The sequence below is a fragment of the Saccharopolyspora kobensis genome (assembly GCF_900108315.1).
Classification (GTDB): domain Bacteria; phylum Actinomycetota; class Actinomycetes; order Mycobacteriales; family Pseudonocardiaceae; genus Saccharopolyspora; species Saccharopolyspora kobensis.
In genome coordinates this window covers 469,878-492,813 of the sequence record NZ_FNVB01000005.1, presented here as the reverse complement: position 1 = coordinate 492,813, position 22,936 = coordinate 469,878, and the positions used below count along the sequence as shown (strand labels likewise).

Here is a 22,936-nt window from a genome sequence, read left to right as displayed (position 1 = left end):
TCCGCGCGGGCTACTTGTTGATCAGCTACTCTTGACAGCCCGTAGCGAGTAATCGAAGACTGTGCCTAGGTGTTCACCTAAATGGGTGCGTCATGCGGGGGAAGGGGTGAATCCCTTGACGCTGAAGGAACTGGCTGCGCTGCTGCGCAGCGGCGCGGTCGAGGAGGGTCCGCTCGCCGATTTCGCGGCCGACTACCGCGAGGCGGCCAAGGTCTTCCGGAAGAAGGACGACTGACCATGGCATCGGCCGAGGGGCAGCCCACCGACTCCGGGGGCTTCTCCGAGCCGTCGCTGCGCCCCACGCCGATGCTGCTGCAGGGCCAGGACTACTTCTTCCGCGCCCCCGACACCCCGCTGGACTTCCAGGAGCGGATGTTCGGCGCGGACATGGTCGTCGACGAGCCGGGCGATCCGGTGCCGTGCGTGCTGGTGCTGGCCCGCGCCGCGGACATGGAGATGAACCAGCTCTCGCTGGCGCTGGCCGAGCACGACATCCGCATGGTCCGCATCGACGCCGATCGCTGCCTTGACCTGCCGCTGACCATCTACACCGACACGCCACTGATCGAGTTCCAGCGCTGGCTGCTGCGCCCGCTGCTGGTCTGGCGGCGGCACTTCGACATCGACGCGGTGCCCGCCGATCCGACCACCGTGCACGGCGCCTACGTCCGCGAGCAGTGGCGGGCGGTGGCCAACTGGCTGTCCTGCCGCGACGACTGGGACCGGGTCAACTCGGTGCGCGTGAGCGAGCACCTCGACCGGCTCACCCAGCTGCAGGACGCGGCCGCGGTCGGCCTGCGGGTGCCCCGCACCGCGGTGACCACGATGCCCGGCCGCAGCCGCCCCGGCGGTGGCCGCTGCATCGTCAAGACGGCCGGCCACCACCTGCTCGAACCCGAGCCCGGCGCGCTGCGCGGGCTGTTCCCGCAGCCGCTGGACATCCGCCGCTCCGGCGAGACCCGCGAACCGGCGCCGGTGCTGGTGCAGCAGTACGTCGAGGCGGACCGCGAGCTGCGCGTCTTCGTGGTCGGCGAGCGCACGATCGGCTTCGAGGTGCAGAAGCTGGACCCGGCGCAGCTGTGGGTCGACCCGGACTCGGTGGTGGTCGAACCGGCGGAGGTCCCCGAGCAGCTGTCCGAGCGCCTGCTCGAGCTGTGCCGGAACTGGGGCCTGAGCGTGGCGGGCTTCGACCTGCTGGGAGTCAGCGACGACTGGGTGTTCCTGGAGGTCAACGTCAACTGCGACTGGCGCTGGTTCGAGCACCGCGCGGATTCGACCGCGGTCTCCACCGCCGTCCACGACTGGGTCCGAACCCGCTTCCAGGAGCTCCTGGCGGCAGCGCCCGGCGGGTGGGGCCGTTGGTGAACCAACCGACCAGGTGCGAATTACCGGAACCGGGAACCGATCAGGGCACTCCTGCGTCGTAGTGGTGCGGTCGGCCCCGCGCCGACCACCGGCCCCCGTAGCCCAACTGGCAGAGGCAGACGACTTAAAATCGTCCAAGTGTCGGTTCGAACCCGACCGGGGGCACTTCCGGCCTGTTTCCTGAACAGGTGTTTCGCCGGTTTTTCCGCTTCGTGGGCGGGTCGGCGGCCGGCGGTGGCTCCGCGCAGGCGGAGTGCGGCAGCGCCTGCTCCCGTTCGGCTCCGCGGTGTCCGTGATCGTGGATAGGTTGCTGACCGTGGAATCCGTTCTGGCGGTCGCGTTCGTCGCCGTCCTCCTCGTCGTGAGCACCTGGTGGCTGCTGCTCCCCATCGGTGTCGGCTGCCTCATCAGCGTCATCGTCACCGCCGTCCGGGAATCCCCGGGCGCCGGGCGCCTGCCCGGGCTCTGGGCGCGGCTCGGCATCGGCTCCGCACTGCTCTGCGCGGCCACCGTCGGCTACGGGATGACCAGGATGGCGACCTCCTTCAGGTTGGACGCCGACGATCCGTGCACCCTCAGCGACGACCTCCTGGACAATCACCCGATCATCGACTGGCCGCTGAGTGACACCGGCTGCCGCGGCTACGAATCGGTGCCCGCCTTCGTGAACCCGCTGATCTTGCTGTTCGCCGCGCTGTTCTCGGCGTCGGTGGTCGCGATGGTCACCACCTGGCGCAGGCAGCGCGCCCGCCCGGCACCATCGGAATCCACAATGGACGAATAGGTCGCGGGACTGCCCGCCGGGGCCCCGTTCGAGTCGGAGACGGCCGCTCAGCCGCACGCCCGGCGCTCGTCGGTGTACCGGAACACAGTCCTCGTCGTCCTGCTGGGCGGGGCTCGCTGAAACCACGGGCGGGTGCTTTGTTCGGTTGGAACTGCAGCGGAACCTCGCGCGCGGTAGGCAGTTCGGTGAGTGGCTCGTGCTATTCGCCCGGACCGGGCGCCCAAGGAGGGTTCGCGTGGACGTCGCCATGTCAGCCGCCGAACGAGAGGCCTTTCTCGCCGAACCGTGGATCGGGGTGCTCGCGGTCCACGACTCGCGTGGTGACCGAGCTCCGCTGCAGACCCCGGTCTGGTACGACTACCAGCCTGGCGGGGACGTCGCGGTGATCACCGGGCAGGCCAACCTCAAGACCCGCTTCATCCGCGAGTCGGGGCGATTCACCTTGTGCGCGCAGGATCCGGCGTCGCCGCCGCGGTACGTGAGCGTGGAGGGCCCGGTGGTCGCCATCGACGAGCACGTGGATTCCGGGGTGCGCGAGGCGATGGCGCGCCGCTACCTCGAACCGGCGGACGTGGAGAAGTACCTGGAGAGCACTCGGGGGATGGCGGTGGACTACATCGTCATCCGGATGCGGCCCGAGCACTGGAGCGCCACCGACTACGGCAAGCTCGGCTGACCGCGCACCAGCCGCACCGATCAGTCACTTGTGGACGCGCAACCGGGAGGGCGCGTCTTCACCGGTGTTCGCGTCGAGCCGCAGAGTTGACCCGACGGCCACCGGCTCCACCCGTGTCGCCGGTGCTCAGTCCGAGGAGAGGAGCCGGAGTGAAGATCGAGAAGTGGGTCATCCGGGAGCACGTCGACGGCGTGCCGGACGTGGACCGGATCTACGGCAAGGCGGTGGAGGACGTCGAGGTCCACCTCGCCGACGACGAGATGCTGCTGGAGACCAAGTACGTCTCCGTCGAGGCCTACCAGCAGGGCATCACCCTGAACCTGCCGGTCGGAGAGACCGCTGGATCCGATTCGATCATGGAGGTCGTCCAGGCCGGCCCGCGTGCGCGGTTCGAGGTGGGCGATCTCGTGCAGGGCTGGGGCGGCTGGTGCAGCCACCTGGTCAGCACCGGCGCGGGCGGGCCGTTGTGGGAGGGCAGGTTCCCGCTGGTCGTGCCGCCCTTCCGCAAGCTGGACCCGCGGCACTACGACGACGTGCTCCCGCTCTCGACGGCTCTGGGAGTGCTGGGCGGCGCAGGCATGACGGCGTGGGGCACCATGACGAAGTTCCTGACGGTGGAACCCGGCGACACGGTGCTGATCAGCGGTGCTTCCGGCGGCATCGGGACGCTGGTCGGTCAGCTCGCCAAGCGCGCGGGCGCCCGCGTCGTCGGCACGACCACCTCGCCGGAGAAGAAGGCCTACATGAGCGAGCTCGGCTTCGACGCGGTGCTCGAATACCGGCACGGCGATCCCGTCGACGAGGTGCGCACCGCCATCAGGGCCGCGGCACCGGACGGCGTCGACAAGTACTTCGACAACCTCGGCGGAGCTGTCACCGATGCCGCGTTCACCTGCCTGAACCTGCACAGCCAGGTCGCCGTGTGCTGGCAGTGGTCGAACCAGGTCTACGGTGACGACGTCGGGCCGCGCCTGCTGCAGCACATCATGTACCCGCAGACCACCATCCGCGGCATCTACGTCCTGGAGTGGTTCACCGAGCCGAACTGGAACGCGCTGCACGAGGAGCTCGGCGGCCTGATCCGGCGCGGGGAGATCCGCTACGACCAGACCGTCCACCACGGCATCGACGCGATCCCGGCCGCCTACCAGAGCATCTTCACCAGCAGCTCGGGCAACCGCGGGAAGGTGCTGGTGGAGTTCTGAAGCGCTGCGCCCGTGACGCGACGTCGTTCACCCGGACGGAACTGGCTGGTCGTGCGGCGTGACCGAGCGCGCGCCATGGTGTGGACCGTGCCCGGTTCGCGCGAAAGGTGAAGAAGATTGCCGTCCACGCTCACCGTCGGAGCGGTCGTCGCGCGCAGCGGGCGGCTGTCCGAGCTCGGCAGCCCGCTGCTGTTCGTGATGGACCTGCTCGCGCCGAAGCTGCGCCGCATCGGTGGGCGCGAGGTGCGGTTGGTGAGCAGGGACAGCCGTTCCGAGCCGGGGCGGGCGCGGGAGGCGACCCGGGAGCTGATCCGCGATGAGCACGCCGACGTGGTCGTGACGCTGGCCGGTACCCGGGTGCTCCCGGCGGTGGCCGACACCTGCGAGGAGATGGCGACCCCGTGCATTTCGAGCACGTTCCCGTGGCAGGTCTACTACTACGGCCGGGGCGCGACCGCTGACCGCCCGTTCCGGTGGACGTACCACTTCAGCTGGGGCATCGACGACATCGCGGAGACCTTCGCGGAGATGTGGGAGGTGCTCGGCCGCGAACAGCGGGTCGGCTGCGTGTGGAACGACGGCCCGCAGGGGTCCTGGACCCGCGACCGGTTCGTTCCGACCGCGGTCGAGCGCGGTCACGAGGTCATCGTCCCCGCCGGGTACCGGGAGCCCGCGGCCGATTTCCACCGGCACATCACGGAATTGCTGGCCGGGGGAGCGCAGATCGTCACGAGCACCGCGACGAGCGCGGACCTGGCGCTGTTCCACGAGCAGGCGGTGCAGCGCGGTCTGCGGCCCCGCCTGATCACCTGCTCGCGATGGCTCGCCTACCCGTTCCAGGGCTCGTTGGCCGACGCGAAGGTGGCCACGATCGTCTACTGGACGCCCCGCCACCCGTACCGCTCCTCGCTCGACGGGATGCGCGCGGACGAGCTGGCCGAGGCCTACGAGCAGCGCACGGGTCGGCAGTGGCTCCAGCCGCTGGGGCTGGCGTACGCGCTGTTCGAGGTCGCCGCGCACTGCTTGGCCAGCGCCGACGACCCGACCGATCCGGGATCGGTGGCCGCCGCGATCGGCTCCGCCCGCCTGGAGACGATCGCCGGGACGCTGGACTGGACGCGCGGCCCGGTCCTCAACGTCGCGACCGTTCCGCTGGTCGGCGGGCAGTGGCAGCCGAGCGGCCGCCATCCCCACGACCTGGCGATCGTGAGCAACGCGCGCCGACCCGATCTCCCGCTGGACGCCGACCTGGAGCCGCTGAACTAGCGGATGCCGGGCCGAGCGATCAGGCGCGCGAGCGGACCAGTGCGATCGCGGCCCACACCAGCCAGGCGGTACCGCCGAAGCGGACGACGGGCAGCAGGTAGCTGAACCCGAAGACCAGGAGCAAGAGCGTGGCGGCGAAACCGGCGGCGGCGATGGCCAGCCCGGTCGTGGCGCAGGCGCGCGGGAGCAGCCTCTTCCCGCCGACCGCCAGGCAGGTGCCCGCCGCGAGGAGAGCGAAGGACACCGCGTAGCCGAGCCCGCCGGCGAGGAAGGAGAGATCTGCCAAGGCGCGGGCCAGCGCCGCAGGTGACCGCTCCGGAAGCCGACCGAGCGTCCAGGTGAGCGCGGCGCTGGAGGCGAGTGCGGCGGTGGCCAGCACTCCACCGGCGAAGGCCGTCGCGGCCCCGGCGGCGGACTGCTCCCGCCGAACCAGCCGAGCGAGGAACGCGGCGATCGGCACCATGAGCAAGGCGGCCGCGACCAGCAGGAAGGCGCCCAGGTCGATCGCTGTGCCGCGGTCGCGCACGTAGTAGCGCAGGAGATCGTCGCCGGATGCGCCGGGCTGCGGCGTGGAGCTGTTGGCGACGACGTAGGCGGCGGTGAGCACGGCGTAGGCGAGCGTGGCGGCGAGCAGCGGGACGGAGCCCCGGAGCGAAGGAGCGGGTGCGGACATGACGTCTCCTGGATCGTCGGCGAAAGTTTTCGCGTCAGCCCGCTCGGAAACCCGGGCCCGGACGCGGAGAAATGATCAGCCGACAGGAGGCGTCAGCGCGTCATCACCAGCACTGATCCGTGGGTACGCAGCACTGCGTACGCCGCGAACGTCCCGGTACGCCGCACCCAAACCAGCAACGGCAACGCCACTGGTCAGGACAGGTCGAAGCGCTGACCCTTGATAGCACCGAGGAAAGCCGACCAAGACCGCCGATCGAAGGCTAACGTTCCGCCATCTCGATCCTTCGTGTCCCGCACTCCGACGATGCCAGCGCCACCGCCGACCTCGACGCAACTCCCGGTCTGCCCGCTGTAACTAGACTTCTTCCAGGTCATCTGACCTAACGACATGACGACGCACCCTCCATTTCCTCGGCGATTGACTTGATCAGGTCCCTGGAGTCATCGCTGGGCAGCGCGATGCTTCGGAGGTCGTTGATCGCGTTCTTGTACGCGGCGATGTCCTTCGCCTCGAACAGGAACCCCGATGCGTGGAAGTGCTCCAGTTGGACGATGGGCGGCGCCTTGGCGAAGTCGTAGAAGACGAACGCGCCGTCGAGTGCCGGTGTGTAGCGGGTGAGCCCGTTCGGCATCACAGACACGGTCACGTTGTCCAGGTCCGCCATGCGAAGTACGTGGTGCAGCTGATCGGCCATGAGTTCGTTCCCGCCCAGCGGTTGCCGGAGCGCGTGCTCGGAGACCAGAACTTCGAGCGTCGGCGCAGACTTGGCGAAGAGGACATCGCGTCGGGCCATGCGCAAGCCGACTCTGATCTCACGCTCCTCGACCGGGAGCCCGTGCATGATCTGGCGTGCGTAGTCCGCGGTCTGGAGAAGCCCTGGTACCAGGTTGGGTGCGACGTCGATGATCGAGCACGCTGATCGCTCGAACTCGGCCAGGTCCACCAAGTGCTTGTGAGTGCTGGGAGAACTTCGGGCGAAGGTGTTCTTGTCGCTCGCTGTGCGAGCGAACTCGATGATCTCCTCGTATCTGGGGCCGGTAACACCGAGTGTTCCCAAGATGCGTGCTACGTCCTCTGGCCGGGGTGTTCGGGTCCCGGTTTCGTAGCGGGAGATGGTGACGTGGGTGGTTCCAACTCGGCTCGCTAGTTCTCGGACGGTAAGTCCGTTTTGCTTGCGGCACTCGCGGAGTTCAGCACCCAGTAGTCGCGCCTTGGGCGTGTGGTCGGTGGTACCGGGCATGAACCAACCATAGCCCGAATGGTGGCGCGATCATGATCCGTCGATCGTGTACTAGCGAGTTTGTTACCGGTACCGGAAGTATGGAACCAGAAAGGAGTGATCGTGTTGAGCAGCGAATACCTGACCTACATCTGGCGTCCGGTCACCGGTGGGCGTCACGCATTTCCCATCGCGGCGCGGAAAACTCCGGCAGGGGAGGCCGTCGCCGCCTACTGCGGTGCCGAAGCCGACGCGGCCCAGCTGCACGACCGCACCGAGGTGGACTGGGTCCGGGAGAAGTCCTGCATGGAGTGCTGGCGCATCCTCGCCGACCCGTCCTGATGGCGCGGGGTGAGTGGCGACTTCGCGCGAAATCGTCGCTCCGCACACCTGACCGATGCCGATTTCGCGCGAAATCGCCAACCCGACACGGAAGGTTCCGTCATGTTCTGGCTTCACCTGAGCGCGCTCGTGCTGATCAACATTCTGATCGCGGCGCTGATCGTCAGCTCCACCTCGTTGCGGTTGCCGCTGCTCTCCCGCGCGCAGCACGCGGGAGCGGGCGAGGGCGCCTACAACGTCTGGGACCTCATCGCCCAGGTCGAAGCCGAACGGGAGAAGGAAATACCGAGGCCTCCGCAATTCCCGGAGTACGACCCGGATGACGAACCCACGGGCCGCCACCACCTGCGCACTTGACCACTGATCCGCCCCGAGCCGGGCTGGTGCGGCTGCCTCCCCGACCACTGCACCAGCCCACCCCGGTGGCCGGGCGCGCTGCCCCCTCCCGCCCGCGCCCGGCCACCGGCCCACTCCGCGACTCAGCTCGCTCCGTCCTGCCAGTGGCGGAGCTTCTCCGGGTTGCGCACCGCCCAGATGTGCTTGATCAGGTCTCCTTCGACGTCGAACGCCGCCACCATCACGGTGACGCCGTCGTACCGGCTCACCAGGCCGGGGCGACCGTTGACGGTCGTCTCCGCGAGGTTCAGCGCTGTTGCCCGGCTGGCCAGTTCGACCAGGTAGCGCGCGATCTGCTCACCGCCTTCGATCGGGTGCGGCGCGGCCGGGACCACGCCACCGCCGTCGCCGACCATCGTGGCTGCTGGATCGAGCAGGCCGATCAGCGCGCTGATGTCGTTGCTCCGCCAAGCCCGCTTGAAGGAGCTGACGACGTCGGCGTGCTGGGTCGTCGGTGTCGTCGGGGCACGCGGTGCGCGGATGCGGCGGCGGGCCGAGGCGGCCAGCTGGCGGCATGCCGCCGGCGTGCGGCCGACGATCTCGGCCACCTCCGGGAAGCGGTAGCCGAACACGTCGTGCAGGACGAAGGCGACGCGCTCGGCCGGGGTCATCGACTCCAGCACGATCAGGAACGCCATGCTGACCGACTCGTCGAGGGTGATCCGGTCGGCCGGGTCGTCGAGCTCCGACCGATCGGGCAGCGGCTCGGGAACCCATTCGCCCACGTAGCGCTCCCGCCGGGCTCGTGCCGAGCCGAGCAGGTCCAGGCAGATGCGCCCGGTGACGGTCGTCAGCCAGGCTCCGGGCGACTCGATGGTTTCCCGCTGCTGCCGCGGCAAGGCGTACCAGCGGGCGCAGGCCTCCTGCACGACGTCCTCGGCGTCGGTCAGCGAACCGAGGAGCCGGTAGGCGATGTTGATCAGCTGTCGGCGTTCCCGGACGATCGCGTGCAATCCCGGATCGGTGCTCACAGCGGGCTCCCTCGGTCGCGCTTGCTCTCACCGACTCCGACGAATCACCGCGTCGAACTGTGACTTCCGCGCCTCGCCTCACACTCCGCCGGGCTGCGTCGTCGGTGTTCTCGGAACACCCGAGATCGAGAAGGGAAACGACATGACCACGACCGAGCGGAGCGGGATCGAGTCGCGACTGCCCGACCCATTGCAGTTCTTCCCCGAACTGGGCGAGATCGCCGGTGCCATGGTCAAGGCGAGCCGGAACGGTTCCGTCCCGCAGAGCACCGTCGGCCTGGTGCAGCTTCGCGCCGGACAGGTCGTCGGCAGCACCTACCACACCGTCCGGCAGGCGGATCTCCTGCGCAAGGCCGGGGAATCCGAGGAGCGCATCACCGCCGTCGCGTCCTGGCACGACGCGCCCTTCTTCACCGCTGCCGAACGGGTAGCGCTGGAGCTCGTGGAGGCGGTCCTCACCCCGAACCACCTGGCCGAGCGCGTGCCGGACGAGCTGTTCGCCCGGGCAGCCGCCCACTACGACGACAAGGCGCTCTGGACCCTGGTCCTGGCGATCTCGCAGATCTGCTTCTTCATCCCCGTCGGCCTCATCGCCAAGCCGATCCCCGGAATGCCGGTGGGCAAGAACTACAGCAGGTGAGCCGATCGCGAGAAGCACTGCGCTGAAGGGGCGGAAGCTGCAGGTCGGTGCAGCTTCCGCCCCGCTGCGCGCTACTCGGCGGCTGGGGCCGGGCGGTAGCAGAGGCGGACCACGCCGGAGGGGAAGGTCGTGGTGCTGGTGAGCTGGAGGCGGATCGGGCCGAGCTCGTCGAAGATGCGGGGGCCGGTTCCCCACAGGTAGGGGCTGACGTTGAACCAGAACTCGTCGACCAGGTCGAGGGCGATGAGGTCCCGGGTCAGCTCGCCCGCGCAGGGGACGATCAGGTTGCCGTGGTGGTCTTCCTTGAGGCGGCGGACGTTCTCGGCCAGGTCGCCTTCGAGGAGGGTGGCGTTCCAGTCCAGCGGCGCGGTCAGCGAGCGGGACGCGACGTACTTGGGCATGCCGTTCATCCGGGCCGCGTAGGCCTCGAAGCCGGGGACGTTCGCGAGCTGGGGCCAGGCCGCCGACAGGCCTTCGTAGGTCTTACGGCCGAGCACCATGGCATCTGCCGCCTGCCACATCTCCAGCCCGGCCTGCATGCTGTCCGGGTCGGTGACCAGCCAGCCGCCGTGCGGCTCGGGGGCCGGGGCTTCGAAGGCGCCGTTGACGGTCGTGCCGACGTTGATGATCAGTCGTCCCACGTGGTGCTCCTGGTGTTGTGCGCGATGGTGGCTGCGAGCTTGTCGAGGCTCTGGCCGAAGCCGAGCTCGATCCCGGCGATGAAGTCGGCGGATTCGACGGTGCTGTCGGCGATCCGCCAGGTCACGTCCAGCGCGGTGCCGCTGTCGGTGCCCCGGATCCCCAGGTCGACGTGCGCGGTGAAGGCGACGCTGCCGTCGGGCAGCAGCGGGGAGTGCCGGTAGGTGAGGTGCTCACCGGGGCGGACGGCTTCGACGACTCCCTCCGCGCGCCCGGCGACCTGGTCCGCGCTGCCGGTGTCCTCGACGTCGCGGTACTCGTGGACGATCCGCCCGCCCGGCCGCGCCTCGAAGACGAGCTCGGAGACGCGCAGGTCGTCGGGCGTCCACCACCGCGCGAGCAGTGCGGGATCGGTCAGGTGCCGCCAGACCAGATCGGGATTGCCGGTCAGCGACCGGTGGAAGCTGAACGAGCGACCGTCGGCCCAACCCGGCTCCCCGGCGGCGCGCCGCTCCTGGTCGAGGCTGGTTCCGTAGCGGTCGTAGGTCGCGCCGGCGCGGTCCGCGCTGTCGGCGAGCCGGTTCAGCTCGATCGCCAGATCGCGCAGCGGACCGGGCCGGAGCGCGTAGACGCGGCGCTGGCCGGTGCGCTGGGAGGTGACGACACCGGCGCGCTCGAGGGTCTGGAGGTGCTTGGTCGTCTGCGGCTGCCGCGCCTCGGCGAGCTGCGCCAGGACGCCGACCGAGCGCGGCCGCTCGGCCAGCAGACTCACGAGCCGCCAACGGGCCGGATCGGCCAGCGCGGTGAGGATGGGTGCGTCCATGAGCAGAAGTATTCCTCGCTGCGAATGTTCGCGTCAAGGAATATTTCGTGGTGGAACCGGCCGCGCTGCGGGCAGGGCGGGTGGGTGGCCAGAAGGTCGGGGCTCGGCGCTTCCGTGCGGATCGACTCGGAAAACGGGCGTGTTCTGGCTGGTCAGCGTGGTGTCCGACTTTTCGGTGCGTCTTACGGTACACTGTACGGTCGGTGATGCGGAGGTGCAGGTGGGGCAGTGCGCGATGGTGTTCGAGCCCGGTGGAGTGCCGCGTGCGGGGACGTTCTTCCTGCACGATCCGGACGGCGGCCCCGAGGCCGACGCGTCCGCTGAAGCGGTGGTGACGCTGCTTGAAAGCGGCGAGGTCGTCGCGCGGCGAGTGCCGGGCCGCCGGGTTCCGGTGGCCGAGGCGTTGCCGCTGCTGGTTTCGCAGGACGGGCATCCTTCGGCGGCGTTCTGGGGCGCGGCCGCGCGGCTTGCGCTGCACATGGTGGCGCGCGGGCGGGTGCTGCCCGGGGTTCACGCGAGCGGCGCCGATGCGTGGCGGATGGGGCCGTTCGACGTCGCCGACGTCGAGCGGTTGCGGGCGTTGGCCGCTGCCGCTCCGGCCAGTGCGCGGTCGATTCCGCTGGATCCGGCGGCGGATCAGCTGGTTCTGCCCGATGCCGAGGAGTTGCTGCGGGAGTTCTTCGACGCCGTCGCCGACGCGATGCCACGCGTGGCAGGCGCCTCGGTGCCGTACGGCGCGCAGGAGATCGTTGCGGTCGAGGAGTTCCGGGAGTGGGCGCAGCAGGTCGCCGCGGGTGTTGACGCGGGGCTGCGCGTCAGCTTGCGGCTGGAGTTGCGCGGTGATCCGGCGACGGTGCCGTTCACCGCTGTTGTCCGGCTGCGCGATCTCGCCGATCCGACTCGGGTGATCGACGCTGAAGCGCTGTGGGCGGGGGAGTCGCACGGCTTCGGTGATCGCGCGACGTTCGAGGCGATGCGCGCGCTGCGGCGGGCCGCCGGTGCGTGGTCGCCGCTGGAAAGCCTGCTGGCCGAAGCCGAACCCGTCGAGCTGGAGCTGGTCGACGAGGACGTGGTGGACCTGCTCGGCGGCGGTGCGGATCGGCTGGCGGCGATGGGCGTCGACGTCGAGTGGCCGCCGGAGGCCTCCCAGGAGCTCAACGCCCGCGTTTCGGTGTCCGCGCCCGGTGATCGGCCGGACGACGTCGCCGCCTTCCTGCGGGATTCCGGGCCGTTGCCGATGTCGTGGGAGCTGACCCTCGGCGGCGAACCGCTGACCGACGACGAGATGGACCTGGTGGCCAAGTCGCGGCCGGTCGTCCGGCTGCGCGATCAGTGGGCGCTGGTCGGGCCCGAGCTCGCGCGCAAGGCGCGGGAACGCGCGTTGCCGCCGGTCCCGGCGTATTCGGGGCTGGGCGCGGTGCTGATCGGCAGCGCGGTGGTCGAGGACGTGCGCGTCGAGGCCGTCGGGGCGGGCTGGCTCGGTGAACTGGCCGACCGCATCGCCGATCCCGATGGCGGGCCGGAACCGCTGGGGCAGCCGCCGGAGCTGGCCGCGACGCTGCGCGACTACCAGCAGCGCGGGCTGCGCTGGCTGGAGCGGATGACGTCGCTGGGCTTCGGCGGCTGCCTGGCCGACGACATGGGGCTGGGCAAGACGATCATGCTGATCTCGCTGCACCTGCGTCGCGCCGCGGGACCGACGCTGGTGGTGTGCCCGGCGTCGCTGCTGGGCAACTGGGAGCGCGAGATCGCGAAGTTCGCGCCGGGCACGCCGGTTCGCCGCTTCCACGGTTCGGTGCGCTCCCTTGCCGGTGCCGACAGCGGTTTCGTGCTCACCACCTACGGCACGATGCGCGTCGACGCGGCGGAGCTGGCCGCGCACCGCTGGGGAATGGTCGTCGCCGACGAGGCGCAGCACGTCAAGAACCGCACGAGCGGCACGGCGAAGGCGCTGCGCGAGATCCCGGCGGAGGTCCGGGTGGCGCTGACCGGCACACCGGTGGAGAACGACCTGGGCGAGCTGTGGGCGATCCTGGACTGGACGGCGCCCGGGCTGCTCGGCCGGATGCGCGAGTTCCGCGCCGGCTGGGGGCGGGCGGTGGAGGAGGATCGCGACGCTCCGACCGCGCAGCGGTTGTCCCGGCTGGTGCGGCCCTTCCTGCTGCGGCGCCGCAAGAGCGATCCGGGCATCGCGCCGGAACTGCCGCCCAAGACCGAGACCGACCACCTGGTTCCGCTCACCGCCGAGCAGACCGACCTGTACCAGCGGGTGGTCCGGGAGGTGATGGCCGAGATCCGCGACAGCACGACCGAGATCGCGCGGCGAGGCCTCGTGCTCAAGCTGCTGGTGGGCCTCAAGCAGGTGTGCAACCACCCGGCGCACTACCGCAAGGAAAACGTGGCTTCAGCTGCTCGTTCGGTGAAGTTGCAGGCCCTGGACGAACTGCTCGGCACCATCGTCGCCGAAGACGGCGCGGTGCTCGTCTTCACGCAGTACGTGCAGATGGCCCGGTTGCTGGAGAAGCACGTGGCCGACCTCGGGATACCGGCTCAGCTGCTGCACGGCGGCACTCCGGTGGCGCAGCGCGACGAGATGGTGCGCCGGTTCCAGGCCGGTGAGGTGCCGGTGTTCCTGCTCTCGCTCAAGGCGGCGGGCACCGGGCTCAACCTGACCCGGGCCGACCACGTCATCCACTACGACCGCTGGTGGAACCCCGCCGTCGAGGAGCAGGCCACCGACCGGGCGCACCGGATCGGCCAGCGCAAACCCGTGCAGGTGCACCGGTTGATCGCGCAGGGAACGATGGAGGAGCGCATCGCGGAACTGCTGGCGCACAAGCAGGAACTGGCCGACGCGATCATCGGCGGTGAGGCGGCGCTGAGCGAGCTCTCCGACGCCGAGCTGCACCGCCTGGTGGAACTGAGGAGTGCTTGAGATGACCTGGGACGACGAACCGGTGCGCGCGCTGACCTTCCCGGCCTTCCCGCCCGGGAAGCGGTACGGCAAGAAGTTCGCCGACACCTGGTGGGGCAACGCGTGGATCGAGGCGATGGAGCGCACCGCCCTCGACCCGGAGCAGCTGAAGAAGGGCCGCCGGTACGCCTTCGCCGGGCAGGTCGGCGCGATCACGGTCAGCCCCGGGCGGATCACCGCGCCGGTGCACGACGGCGATCCCGACGAGCCGTACCGCACCGAGGTGCACCTCGCCGAGCTGTCCGGATCGCGCTGGGACCGGTTCCTGGACGAGGTGGCGGGCCGCGCCGGGCACATCGCCGCGCTGCTGGAGCGCGACATGCCGGTCGAGCTGGCCGACACCGCCGACGACGTCGGCGCGCGGCTGCTGCCCGGCTACGGCGACCTGGAACCGGAATGCGACTGCCCGGGCTGGGACAGCCCGTGCAAGCACGCGGCGGCGCTGGCCTACCAGGTTTCCTGGTTGCTGGACGGGGATCCGTTCGTGCTGCTCCTGCTGCGCGGCCGCGCCGAGGACGAGCTGACCGAGGAACTGCACCGCCGCAACGCGCGGCACGGCGCGGAGGCCGAGGAAGGCGGGACGGGAACTCCGGCTGCCGAGGCGTGGGCGGCCCCGGTGCTCCCGCTGCCGGAGGAGCCCGGCCCGGTGCTGGCCGCGCCGCTGGATCTGGCGCCGCTGCTGGCCGACGTCGAGATCGAAGCGCCGGTCGACAACGCGGCGCTTGTCGCGTTGGCCGTCGGCGCGGCGGAGCGCGCTCGGAGCCTTTTGTCCGATGTGGACGGTACGGCTGCTCGGTAGCCCGTCCCAGCCGACGAGGGGGTCGTGAGTGCGCAACAGTGCTCTAGCACCGTTGCGCACTCACGACTCACCAGGCCGGGCGGGTGCGGCGGAGCTGCTTGGCCGGGACCACCCGGGCCCGGTCCACCGCCAGCACGCTGACCAGGACGCCCGCGACCAGCCAGGCCACCAGCTGGAGAACGCCGCTGGTCGCTCCGCCCGCTCCCGTCACGATCGCGGACAGGGCCTGGACCGCGCCGTGGGTGGGCAGGAAGGCGCTCGTGCTCTGGAGGAACCCGGGGATCGTCGAGACCACGCCGGTGGCCGCGGCCAGCACCAGGACGGCGATGGCGATGACGCGGCCGGTGTTGCCGAGCAGGGCGATCAGCGCCTGGTTGAGCGACACGAAGGCCAGCGCTGCCAACAACGTCACGCCGGCGAAGGCCGCCCAGGAACCGAAGCCCAGCCCCAGGAACGGGGCCAACGCCGCGCTGACCACGACCGCACCGATCGCCGCGATCAGCGTTCCGGGCAGCAGCGAGCCGAGCACCAGCCGCCAGGTGGAGCGGCGCGAGCTCGCCGCGTTCTCCGGAACCGCCCTGGTCACCGCGTAGACGCCGAGTGCGGCCGTCCAGAACGCGACGGCGATCAGCAGCGCGATCAGCGACTTGCCGAAGCCGGGCAGGTCGGACTGCAGCGCGGCCGGGCTGGCCGCCACCGTCTTGAGGTGCGCGCGCTCCGCGTCGGTGTAGTTGGGCAGCTTCTCGGCCGCCGGGCCGATCTGGTCGGCGAACTGGCGGTTGCCGTCCGCGACCTGCTCGGCACCGGAGACCAGCTGACCCACCCCGCCGTCGAGCTCCTGAACGCCGCCGTTGAGCTCCTGCACACCGCCGTTGAGCTGGTTCAGGCCGCCGGAGAGCTGCTGCGCGCCGTCGGCGAGCTGCGCGCCACCGTCGGCGAGCTGACCGATCCCGCCGACCAGCTGACCGGAGGAGTCGGCGAGCATGCGGGTGCCCGCGGCGACCTGCTCGGAACCGTAGGCGAGGCCTTCGAAACCGTCGCGCGCCTGCTTCACCGGCGCCTGGATCTTCTCCTTGATGCCGTCGAGCGCGCCTTCGCGCTGGTTGATCTGGTCGATCTGGGCGCGCAGCCGGGTGCAGAAGTCCGAGGTCAGGCCTTCGGCGGGGCACTGCTCGGCGATCTTGGCGAGCCCGTCGAGCTTGGGCGAGTCGGGGATCAGGTCGGTCGCGGCCAGGATCTGGTCGGCGAGCGGGACGAACTGGTCGGCCATCGCGCGGTTGCCCGCGGCGACCTGCTCCGCGCCGTCGGCCAGCTGCCGGGTCTGCGCGGGCATCTGCGAGACCTGCTGGTGCAGCTGGTTCAGGCCGCCGGAGAGCTGCTGCGCGCCGTCGGCGAGCTGCGAACCGCCGTCGGCCAGCTGCGGCACACCGCCCGCCAGTTCGCCGACACCGCCGGAGAGCCGGCCGACGCCATCGGCCAGCTGTCGCGTGCCGTCGGCGAGCTGCCCGCTGCCGTCGGCCAGCTGCCGCGCGCCGTCGACCGCGGTGCCCAGCTGCCCGTGCATCTCCGAGAAACCGCCGTAGAACCCGTCGAGCAGCATCTCCAGGATCTGCTGGTTGAACACCGAAACGCTCTGCCGCGCAGCGGATTCCACCGCGGCCGCATCGGCCGGGGCCGCCACCGGCGAGGTCCGCACCGTGATCCCGGCGCGGGTGGCGTCCAGCGGCTCACCGGTCATCACCGACGCGGTGTTGCGGGAGAAGGCCTCGGGGATGGTCACCGCGGCGGCGTAGCGGCCGTCGGCCAGCCCCTCCTCGGCGTCCTCGGCGGCGGTGATCTGCCAGATGTAGCCGGAATCGGTGCTGTTGACCAGCTTCGCGGCCATCTCCCGGCCGAGCGGGGCCAGCTGCCCGTTGATCGTGGTCGGCTCGTCGGCGTTGACCACCGCGACCTTGGCGGCACCGTGCTGGCTCATCGGCGCCCAGAACGCCCAGGCCAGCACGCCGACGACGAGCACGGGGACCAGGGCCAGCCCGATCCAGGTGAGCCGCCCGACCGAGCCCCCGGCGCGCCGGGTCGCTTGCGTGAACGGGTTCTTCATTGCCCTCACACCTCCTGGAGGCGGCCCGCGAGCACGCTCGGGCGCGCGGAGAGCCGCAGAACGTCGACCCGGTGCTCCGGCAGCAAGTCGGAGATGAGGCTCGGGTTCCGGTAGGTCAAGACGAAGCCGACCGGCGTTCCGTCCGCAGTGGACGAACCGCGCAGCAGGGCGGCCAGCTGGCGGCGCTGCTCGGTGTCGGCGATGGCATCGGCCTCGTCGAGCAGCACCAGGTGCACGCCTTCGGCGATGGCTTCCCGGATCTCGGCGGCAGGCCCGGCGCTGCTGCGGCACCGGATCAGCGCGGTGCGCGACCGCACCGCCCGCGCCCGCTGCGGCAGCAGCAGCCCGGTCACCCGCAGATCGCCCTGCACGGTGCGGACCCGGCCACCGAGCGCGTGCAGCAGCGCGGAGGCGTCCGGCCCGTCGCCCTCCACCGCGAGCACCCCGCCGGGGCGCAGGTTGATCCGGATCCCGCCGACGACCTGGTCACCGCGGTCGTCGTGGATGCTCAGATCGCGGGCGCTGACCACCTCGTCGTTGCCCGGCCACTCGGCCAGGCGCAGCTCGTGCTGCAGCGCTTCGCCCTCCACGTCCAGCGCGGGCAGCCTGCGGGCCAGCCAGCGCGGCAGCCACCAGGCCTTGTCGCCGAGCAGCGCCATCACCGCGGGCACCAGCGTCATCCGGACCAGGAACGCGTCGACGAACACGCCGACCGCGAGCCCGAACGCGATGGGCTTGATGTTGGCGTCGCCGTGCGGGACGAACGCGGCGAACACCGAGATCATGATGACCGCGGCGGCCACCACCACCGGTGCGACGTTGGTGAAGCCCGACTCGATGGCCCGCTTCGCGTCGCCGTGGTGGGTGTACTCCTCGCGCATCCGGGAGACCAGGAAGACCTCGTAGTCCATGGCCAGCCCGAACAGGATCGCCATCAGCAGGATCGGCATGAAGCTGATGACCCCGCCGACGTGCGCCACGTTCAGCGGCCCGGCCAGGTGGCCCTGGTTGAACACGAACGCCACCGCACCGAAGGTCGCGCCGACCGACAGCAGGTAGCCGAGCGCGGCCTTGACCGGCACCCACACCGACCGGAACACCATCGCCAGCAGCACCAGCGTCAGCCCGACCACGATGAGCGCGAACGGCAGCAGCGCGTCGAAGAGCTTCTCGGAGAGGTCGATGCCGATCGCGGTCACGCCGGTCACCGCGATGCCCGAGCCGTACTTCTCGGCGAAGTGCGGGCTCATCGCGCGCAGCCGGTGCACCAGGTCGGCGGTCTCGTCGGATTCGCCGCCGGTGGTCGGCACCACCTGGATGATGCCGGTGTCGATGGTCGGGTTCGGCGTGGCCATGGGCACCGCGGCGACGCCGGGCATCGCCCGGATCTCGTCGGCGATGCCGTTGACGTGCCCGAGCGGATCGCTGCTGCCGATGATGTCGGTGGTGACCATCAGCGGGCTGTTGAACCCGGGGCCGAACTTCTCGGCGATGTGGTCGTAGGTGTCGCGCGCCGGGGTGCCGGCGGCCTGCGCGCTCGCGTCGGGCACCGACAGCTTCAGGTCCGCCATCGGCAGCGTGCACACGCCGAGGGCCGCGACGACCAGCGCGATCGTCACCAGCGGCGCCTTGGTGACCGCCCGGACCCAGGCCAGCGCGAACGAGCGGCGCTCGCGCCGCGGCTTGGCCGCCCGCCTGCGCCGCACCTTGACCGGCCGCAGCCGCTCGCCGGCGAAGCTGAGCAGCGCCGGGATCATGGTCAGCGACACCGCGACGCCGATGGCGATCGCGACACCGGCCAGCACGCCCATCGTGGTCAGGAAGGTGATCCCGGGGACCGCCAGCGCCAGCAGCGCGATGATCACCGTGACCCCGGCGAAGATCACCGCCGAGCCCGCGGTGGCCACCGAGCGCGCGATGGACTCGGTGACGCCGACTCCGGCGGCGAGCTGCTCGCGGTGCCGGGACACGATGAACAGCGAGTAGTCGATGCCCACGGCCAGGCCCAGCATCACGCCGAGCATCGGCGCGGCCGAGGAGACCTCGGTGACCGCGGTGGTCAGCAGCACGATCGTCATCGACACCCCGACGCCGACGAGCGCGGTGACCAGCGGCATCACGGCGGCGATCAGCGAGCGCAGCAACAGCAGCAGCACCAGCAGCGCGACGACCACGCCGACGGCCTCGGTGGCGCCCAGCTCGGGCATGGCGTTGGCGAAGATGTCGCCGCCGACGTGCACCTCGGCGCCCGCGCCGAGCTGCCGCTCCAGCGCTGCGGCCTCGCCGAGCAGGTCGTTCTTGACCTGCTCCGGCACGTCCAGCGGCGGGAAGTCGAACTGCATGTTGATCAGGCCGGTGCTGCGGTCCTCGGAGACCTGGTTGCCGACCAGCTCGTCGAGCGGGCTCATCACCGCGTCCACGCCGTCCCACCCGGAGACGCGCTCGATGAGCCCCTCGAAGGCCTCCCTGACCTGCGGCGAGTCCACCTGCTGACCGGCGGGCGCGGTGAACACCAGCTGCGCGCGCGAACCGGTCATCTGCGGGAAGACGTTGTTGAGGTGGTCCAGCGCCTCCTGCGACTCGGCACCGGGGATCTCGAGGCTGGTCTCCATCCCCTGTTGCAGGAAGAACGCGCCGCCGCCCAGCGCTGCGAGCAGCGCGAGCCAGGCGACCAGCACCCATGCCCTGGCGCGGACCACGGCCCGCCCGAGTCGGTACAGCAAAGACGACAACCGGAACACTCCCGCAGCGAAGAAGTCGATACACGGCGCATGCGATACGCGATGCATGCGATACACGATGTATTCGATGCACACTGTATATTTCGCGAGATCACCGGCGCCGCCCTCGCAGCAGAACTGTGAGGCGAAACACTGAGCGGGAGACTCAAGGCCATGACCGATCAGCCGCAACGACGCGAAACACGTCGCCGCGCGGAGACCCGCCGACGGCTGATCGCCGCTGCCCGGGAGGTGTTCCTCGAGCACAGCATCCGGGACGCCCCGGTGGAGCTGATCTGCGAAGCGGCCGGCTTCAGCCGCGGCGCCTTCTACTCCAACTTCGAGACGAAGGAGGACCTGTTCCTCGCCGTCTACGAGGAGGAGATGACCGCCCGCATCGACCAGACCCGGGAGATCATCGAGAAGGCCATCGCGCCGACCGGTGAGGACCGCTCGGTGCACGACGCGATCCTCCGGATCGGCGTGGCGTGCGCGGAGTCCCTGGTCGCGGACAAGACGTGGTACCTGCTGCTGACGGAGTTCCGGGCGCACGCCCTCCGCAGCCCGCAACTGCGCCTCCGAGCGGGCGAATACCTGGTCCAGATCACCGAATCGGTGGCGGAGCTGATGCAGCACGCCCTCGACGAACTGGGCATGCAGGCGGACGTGGACACCCGAGACGCGGTCCGAGCCCTGATCGCGATCTACGACGCAGAGCTGGAACGAGCGGTCTTCAGCAACACCGCCCCGAACATGAGCACGCTGTTCACCGAGATCTTCCCCCGCGTCGCAGCAGCGCTCATCACACCCCGCGACGGCTGACGCCCGCTGTCGTTCTTCCGGCGCAGGGCGGGGGATTGCCCCGGTTGCGCCCCGCCGCGATCCCTGAGACCGCGGCGTCGAGGTCGTGCCGCGGTGAGCCAGGCGGCCGTCTGAGTCCGCCGTAGAGCTGAATCGTGACCGTTACACCGCGTGTTCGCGCGCTGCCTTTCGGAAGTCGTTGCGGTGCGGGGATTTTCGGCGCGGAAAGGTATTGGAAACTTACTTCGGATGGCGTATAAAGTAGCGCATGTCCGAGGTCAGCGACCGTTCTGCGCCCACTGGGAACGAAGCCCTGCGGCGCATCCGCACCGATGCGGTGCTCGCCGCGCTGCGCGAGCACGGGCCCGTTTCGCGCACCGAGCTCGCCGGGTTGACCGGTTACCGCCCGTCGTCGTTGACCGAGATCGTTCGCGAGCTGATGGGTTCCGGGCACGTCGTCGAGGTCGGTGCCGGGGACTCCTCCGGAGGACGTCGGCCGCGGATGCTGGCGTTCAACCCGTCCGCAGAATCGCTGGTGGCCGTGTCGCTGGAAGGGGAGCAGGCGCGCGTCTCGGTCGTCGATCTCGCCGGGGAGCTGCTCGGAACCCACAGCCTCGTGGTGGATCCGGATGCGCCGCTGGACGGCCTGAGCGACGTCGTCCACCAGGCGCTCCGGATGCATCCGAAGCCGAGCCCGAGCCGCGTCGTGTTCTCGCTGCCCGGCGTTGCCACCGCGGAGGGGACCGTGGAGCTCTCGCCGGTCCTGGAGGCGTTGGGCGGGCGGTCGCTCACCGAGGCGCTGGCCGAGCGGGTCGGGTTGCCCGTGCAGGTCTCCAACGACGTCAACCTGATCGCGCTGGGGGAGCGCGAGCGCGGTGCCGCCGCCGATGTGGACGACCTGGTGCTGATCTACGTCGGCTACGGCATCGGTGCCGCGATCGTCAGCGGCGGAGCGCTCTGCCGCGGAGCCGCCGGATTCGCCGGGGAGATCGGTTTCCTGCCCGCAGGCCTGCCGCCTGCGCCGCACAGCGGCGGGCGCGGTGAGTTCGAGCGGCGGTGGAGCGTTCCCGGCATCCGGCAGGCGCTGTCCGAACTGGGCGGTCGGGCCGACGACGCCCCGGTCGCCGAGCTGGCCGCTCGGGCCGGTGAACCTGCCGTCGCCGAGCTGCGCAGGCAGGTCATCGAGGCGTGGGCCTACGCCGCCATCGTCTGCGCGTGCGTGGTGAACCCGGCACGCGTGGTCTTCGCCGGAGCCGCCACCGAACTCGGTCCGGACGGGTTGGCCGAACTGGCCGCGCTCGTCGGCTCGGCGGCACCGTCGGCACCCGAGGTCGTGTTCGCCGAGCTCGGTCCGCGCGCGCTGCACATCGGCGCGGTTTCGCCATCACTGATCCCCCCGGCTGCGAACACCGCGCAGCCCGTGCGCGAAGGGTAGCCATGCGCAGAATCCTGTCCCTCATCACCGGTATGACGTTGTTCGCCGGTCTGACCGCCGGGTGCGGTCTCAACGCCGCCGGTGGCGACGACGGCCTGACCATCTACACCGCCCGCGACAAGGCCCTCGCCGAGTCCGTCGTCAAGGACTTCGAGGAGGCCAACCCCGAGTACAAGGGCAAGGTCCGGCTGCTGACGCTCGGCGCGCAGGAGGCCGCCGAGCGGATCTCCGCCGAGCGCGGTCGCCCGCAGGCCGACATCTGGTGGGGCGGCTCGTCGCAGCAGCTCGACCACGCCGCCAACGACGGCGTGCTGGCCCCCGTGCCCGACCAGGTGCGCGACCGGATCCCCGAGCGCTACCGCGACGCGCAAGGCCGCTGGGTCGGCGAGATGATCCTCGCCGAGGTCGTCTTCTACAACGATCAGATGCTGACCCCGGAGCAGGCCCCGAAGGACTGGGACGACCTGATCAAGCCGGAGTTCAAGGACAAGATCGTCGTCCGCGACGTCGCCGCCTCCGGCACGATGCGCAGCATCTACTCGGCGATGATCAGCCGCAACAGCACGCCGGACGATCCCGAGCCGGGCTACGAGTGGCTGCGCAAGCTGGACGCCAACACCAAGGTCTACGCGGCCAACCCGACCGACCTGTACCTGCGGATCCAGCGGCAGGAAGCGCCGATCAGCGTCTGGAACCTGCAGGACGTCATGCTGCAGCAGAAGAAGAGCGGTGCCCCGTTCAAGCCGGTCGCCACGACGTCCGGCGTGCCGCAGCTGGTCGACGGCGTGGCCAAGGTCAAGGACGGCCCGAACGGGGCCGCCGCCGACCAGTTCCTGGACTTCCTGCTGAGCGTCGACGAGCAGAAGAAGCTGGGCGAGGAGTACTTCCAGATCCCGACCGTCGAGGGCGCCGGCGAGCCGAGCTGGCTGGCCCCGCTGGGCCTGCACGAGATGCCGGTGGACTGGGAGCTGGTGGGCGGCAAGGAATCCGAGTGGATCGCCCACTGGAGCGACCGCATCAAGAACCAGAACTGAGGCCAGGCCTCAACAGCGGTGCGGGGTGCCCGTTCGGTCCGAAGCCGGCACCCCGCCCGCGCACCCACCA

Annotated in this window: 21 protein-coding genes, 1 tRNA gene and 1 pseudogene; 14 read left to right on the top strand and 9 right to left on the bottom strand. The window is 70.4% G+C overall.

Annotation, left to right across the window (positions count from 1 at the left end; translation table 11 throughout):
- The first annotated feature begins 237 nt into the window (after nucleotides 1-237).
- The 6 genes from C4T78_RS19165 to C4T78_RS19140 all read left to right on the top strand — a co-directional run bounded on the left by C4T78_RS19165 (nucleotide 238) and on the right by C4T78_RS19140 (nucleotide 5,296).
- Complete coding sequence (locus C4T78_RS19165; RefSeq protein ID WP_107916102.1) at nucleotides 238-1,365, top strand: ATP-grasp domain-containing protein; 1,128 nt, start codon at nucleotides 238-240, stop codon at nucleotides 1,363-1,365.
- Nucleotides 1,366-1,456: 91 nt separating this feature from the next.
- Nucleotides 1,457-1,530, top strand: a tRNA-Leu gene (locus tag C4T78_RS19160).
- A 151-nt stretch (nucleotides 1,531-1,681) separates the two neighbouring features.
- Entirely contained in the window at nucleotides 1,682-2,149 is a 468-nt protein-coding gene (locus C4T78_RS19155) for a hypothetical protein (RefSeq protein WP_143185766.1), read from the top strand.
- A gap of 235 nt (nucleotides 2,150-2,384) precedes the next feature.
- Entirely contained in the window at nucleotides 2,385-2,825 is a 441-nt protein-coding gene (locus tag C4T78_RS19150) for a pyridoxamine 5'-phosphate oxidase family protein (protein WP_218161528.1), read from the top strand.
- A gap of 149 nt (nucleotides 2,826-2,974) precedes the next feature.
- Nucleotides 2,975-4,030, top strand: coding sequence for an MDR family NADP-dependent oxidoreductase (locus tag C4T78_RS19145; protein ID WP_093349552.1), 1,056 nt, complete (start codon nucleotides 2,975-2,977; stop codon nucleotides 4,028-4,030).
- A gap of 117 nt (nucleotides 4,031-4,147) precedes the next feature.
- Complete coding sequence (locus C4T78_RS19140) at nucleotides 4,148-5,296, top strand: ABC transporter substrate-binding protein (protein WP_093349549.1); 1,149 nt, start codon at nucleotides 4,148-4,150, stop codon at nucleotides 5,294-5,296.
- A gap of 19 nt (nucleotides 5,297-5,315) precedes the next feature.
- On the opposite strand, the gene C4T78_RS19135 is transcribed toward C4T78_RS19140, so the two are convergent.
- The 4 genes and pseudogenes from C4T78_RS19135 to C4T78_RS37430 all read right to left on the bottom strand — a co-directional run.
- On the bottom strand, nucleotides 5,316-5,969 hold the full coding sequence (locus C4T78_RS19135) for a hypothetical protein (protein WP_093349546.1): 654 nt from the start codon (nucleotides 5,967-5,969) through the stop codon (nucleotides 5,316-5,318).
- A gap of 194 nt (nucleotides 5,970-6,163) precedes the next feature.
- Nucleotides 6,164-6,346 (bottom strand): DUF397 domain-containing protein, encoded by a 183-nt coding sequence (locus C4T78_RS19130; protein ID WP_309599283.1) that lies wholly within the window; start codon nucleotides 6,344-6,346, stop codon nucleotides 6,164-6,166.
- Nucleotides 6,347-6,351: 5 nt separating this feature from the next.
- Nucleotides 6,352-6,915 (bottom strand): DUF5753 domain-containing protein, encoded by a 564-nt coding sequence (locus tag C4T78_RS19125; RefSeq protein WP_235863315.1) that lies wholly within the window; start codon nucleotides 6,913-6,915, stop codon nucleotides 6,352-6,354.
- Between the two features lie 96 nt (nucleotides 6,916-7,011).
- A pseudogene (locus C4T78_RS37430) lies at nucleotides 7,012-7,212 on the bottom strand (helix-turn-helix domain-containing protein); the annotation flags it as partial.
- Nucleotides 7,213-7,314: 102 nt separating this feature from the next.
- Here C4T78_RS37430 and C4T78_RS19120 point away from each other — a divergent pair.
- Both C4T78_RS19120 and C4T78_RS19115 read left to right on the top strand, forming a co-directional pair.
- Nucleotides 7,315-7,533: an HC3 family zinc finger protein gene (locus C4T78_RS19120; RefSeq protein ID WP_235863311.1), complete on the top strand. Its 219-nt coding sequence runs from the start codon at nucleotides 7,315-7,317 to the stop codon at nucleotides 7,531-7,533.
- 102 nt (nucleotides 7,534-7,635) lie between these two features.
- Entirely contained in the window at nucleotides 7,636-7,890 is a 255-nt protein-coding gene (locus C4T78_RS19115) for a hypothetical protein (protein ID WP_093349537.1), read from the top strand.
- A 122-nt stretch (nucleotides 7,891-8,012) separates the two neighbouring features.
- Here C4T78_RS19115 and sigJ read toward each other — a convergent pair whose 3' ends face one another.
- The gene (gene sigJ, locus C4T78_RS19110) at nucleotides 8,013-8,900 is read right to left on the bottom strand and encodes an RNA polymerase sigma factor SigJ (protein WP_093349535.1); all 888 of its coding nucleotides are present in this window, start codon (nucleotides 8,898-8,900) and stop codon (nucleotides 8,013-8,015) included.
- A 142-nt stretch (nucleotides 8,901-9,042) separates the two neighbouring features.
- Between sigJ and C4T78_RS19105 the strand changes: the two genes are divergently transcribed.
- Nucleotides 9,043-9,540, top strand: a complete 498-nt coding sequence (locus tag C4T78_RS19105; protein WP_093349532.1) for a carboxymuconolactone decarboxylase family protein — start codon at nucleotides 9,043-9,045, stop codon at nucleotides 9,538-9,540.
- A 71-nt stretch (nucleotides 9,541-9,611) separates the two neighbouring features.
- Here the strand turns inward: C4T78_RS19105 and C4T78_RS19100 are convergent, their stop codons facing one another.
- Entirely contained in the window at nucleotides 9,612-10,181 is a 570-nt protein-coding gene (locus tag C4T78_RS19100; protein ID WP_093349530.1) for a dihydrofolate reductase family protein, read from the bottom strand.
- Entirely contained in the window at nucleotides 10,169-11,002 is an 834-nt protein-coding gene (locus C4T78_RS19095; protein ID WP_093349527.1) for a metalloregulator ArsR/SmtB family transcription factor, read from the bottom strand. The genes C4T78_RS19100 and C4T78_RS19095 overlap by 13 nt, the downstream gene beginning before the upstream one ends.
- A 235-nt stretch (nucleotides 11,003-11,237) precedes the next feature.
- Here C4T78_RS19095 and C4T78_RS19090 point away from each other — a divergent pair, with 235 nt between their 5' ends.
- Together C4T78_RS19090 and C4T78_RS19085 are read left to right on the top strand one after the other, a co-directional pair.
- Complete coding sequence (locus tag C4T78_RS19090; RefSeq protein ID WP_093350117.1) at nucleotides 11,238-13,937, top strand: SCO1167/SCO6262 family helicase; 2,700 nt, start codon at nucleotides 11,238-11,240, stop codon at nucleotides 13,935-13,937.
- Between the two features lies 1 nt (nucleotide 13,938).
- A complete protein-coding gene (locus C4T78_RS19085) occupies nucleotides 13,939-14,775 on the top strand; it encodes an SWIM zinc finger family protein (protein WP_107916103.1) in 837 nt (278 codons plus the stop codon).
- A 67-nt stretch (nucleotides 14,776-14,842) separates the two neighbouring features.
- Here C4T78_RS19085 and C4T78_RS19080 read toward each other — a convergent pair whose 3' ends face one another.
- Together C4T78_RS19080 and C4T78_RS19075 are read right to left on the bottom strand one after the other, a co-directional pair.
- Nucleotides 14,843-16,876: a YhgE/Pip family protein gene (locus tag C4T78_RS19080; RefSeq protein WP_093349525.1), complete on the bottom strand. Its 2,034-nt coding sequence runs from the start codon at nucleotides 16,874-16,876 to the stop codon at nucleotides 14,843-14,845.
- A 5-nt stretch (nucleotides 16,877-16,881) separates the two neighbouring features.
- The gene (locus tag C4T78_RS19075) at nucleotides 16,882-19,608 is read right to left on the bottom strand and encodes an MMPL family transporter (RefSeq protein ID WP_093349522.1); all 2,727 of its coding nucleotides are present in this window, start codon (nucleotides 19,606-19,608) and stop codon (nucleotides 16,882-16,884) included.
- Nucleotides 19,609-19,770: 162 nt separating this feature from the next.
- Here C4T78_RS19075 and C4T78_RS19070 point away from each other — a divergent pair, with 162 nt between their 5' ends.
- The 3 genes from C4T78_RS19070 (at nucleotide 19,771) to C4T78_RS19060 (ending at nucleotide 22,866) form a co-directional block, all read left to right on the top strand.
- Entirely contained in the window at nucleotides 19,771-20,418 is a 648-nt protein-coding gene (locus tag C4T78_RS19070; protein WP_093349520.1) for a TetR/AcrR family transcriptional regulator, read from the top strand.
- Between the two features lie 247 nt (nucleotides 20,419-20,665).
- Complete coding sequence (locus C4T78_RS19065; protein WP_093349517.1) at nucleotides 20,666-21,832, top strand: ROK family transcriptional regulator; 1,167 nt, start codon at nucleotides 20,666-20,668, stop codon at nucleotides 21,830-21,832.
- Between the two features lie 2 nt (nucleotides 21,833-21,834).
- Nucleotides 21,835-22,866, top strand: coding sequence for an extracellular solute-binding protein (locus C4T78_RS19060; protein WP_093349515.1), 1,032 nt, complete (start codon nucleotides 21,835-21,837; stop codon nucleotides 22,864-22,866).
- Nucleotides 22,867-22,936 lie beyond the last annotated feature (70 nt).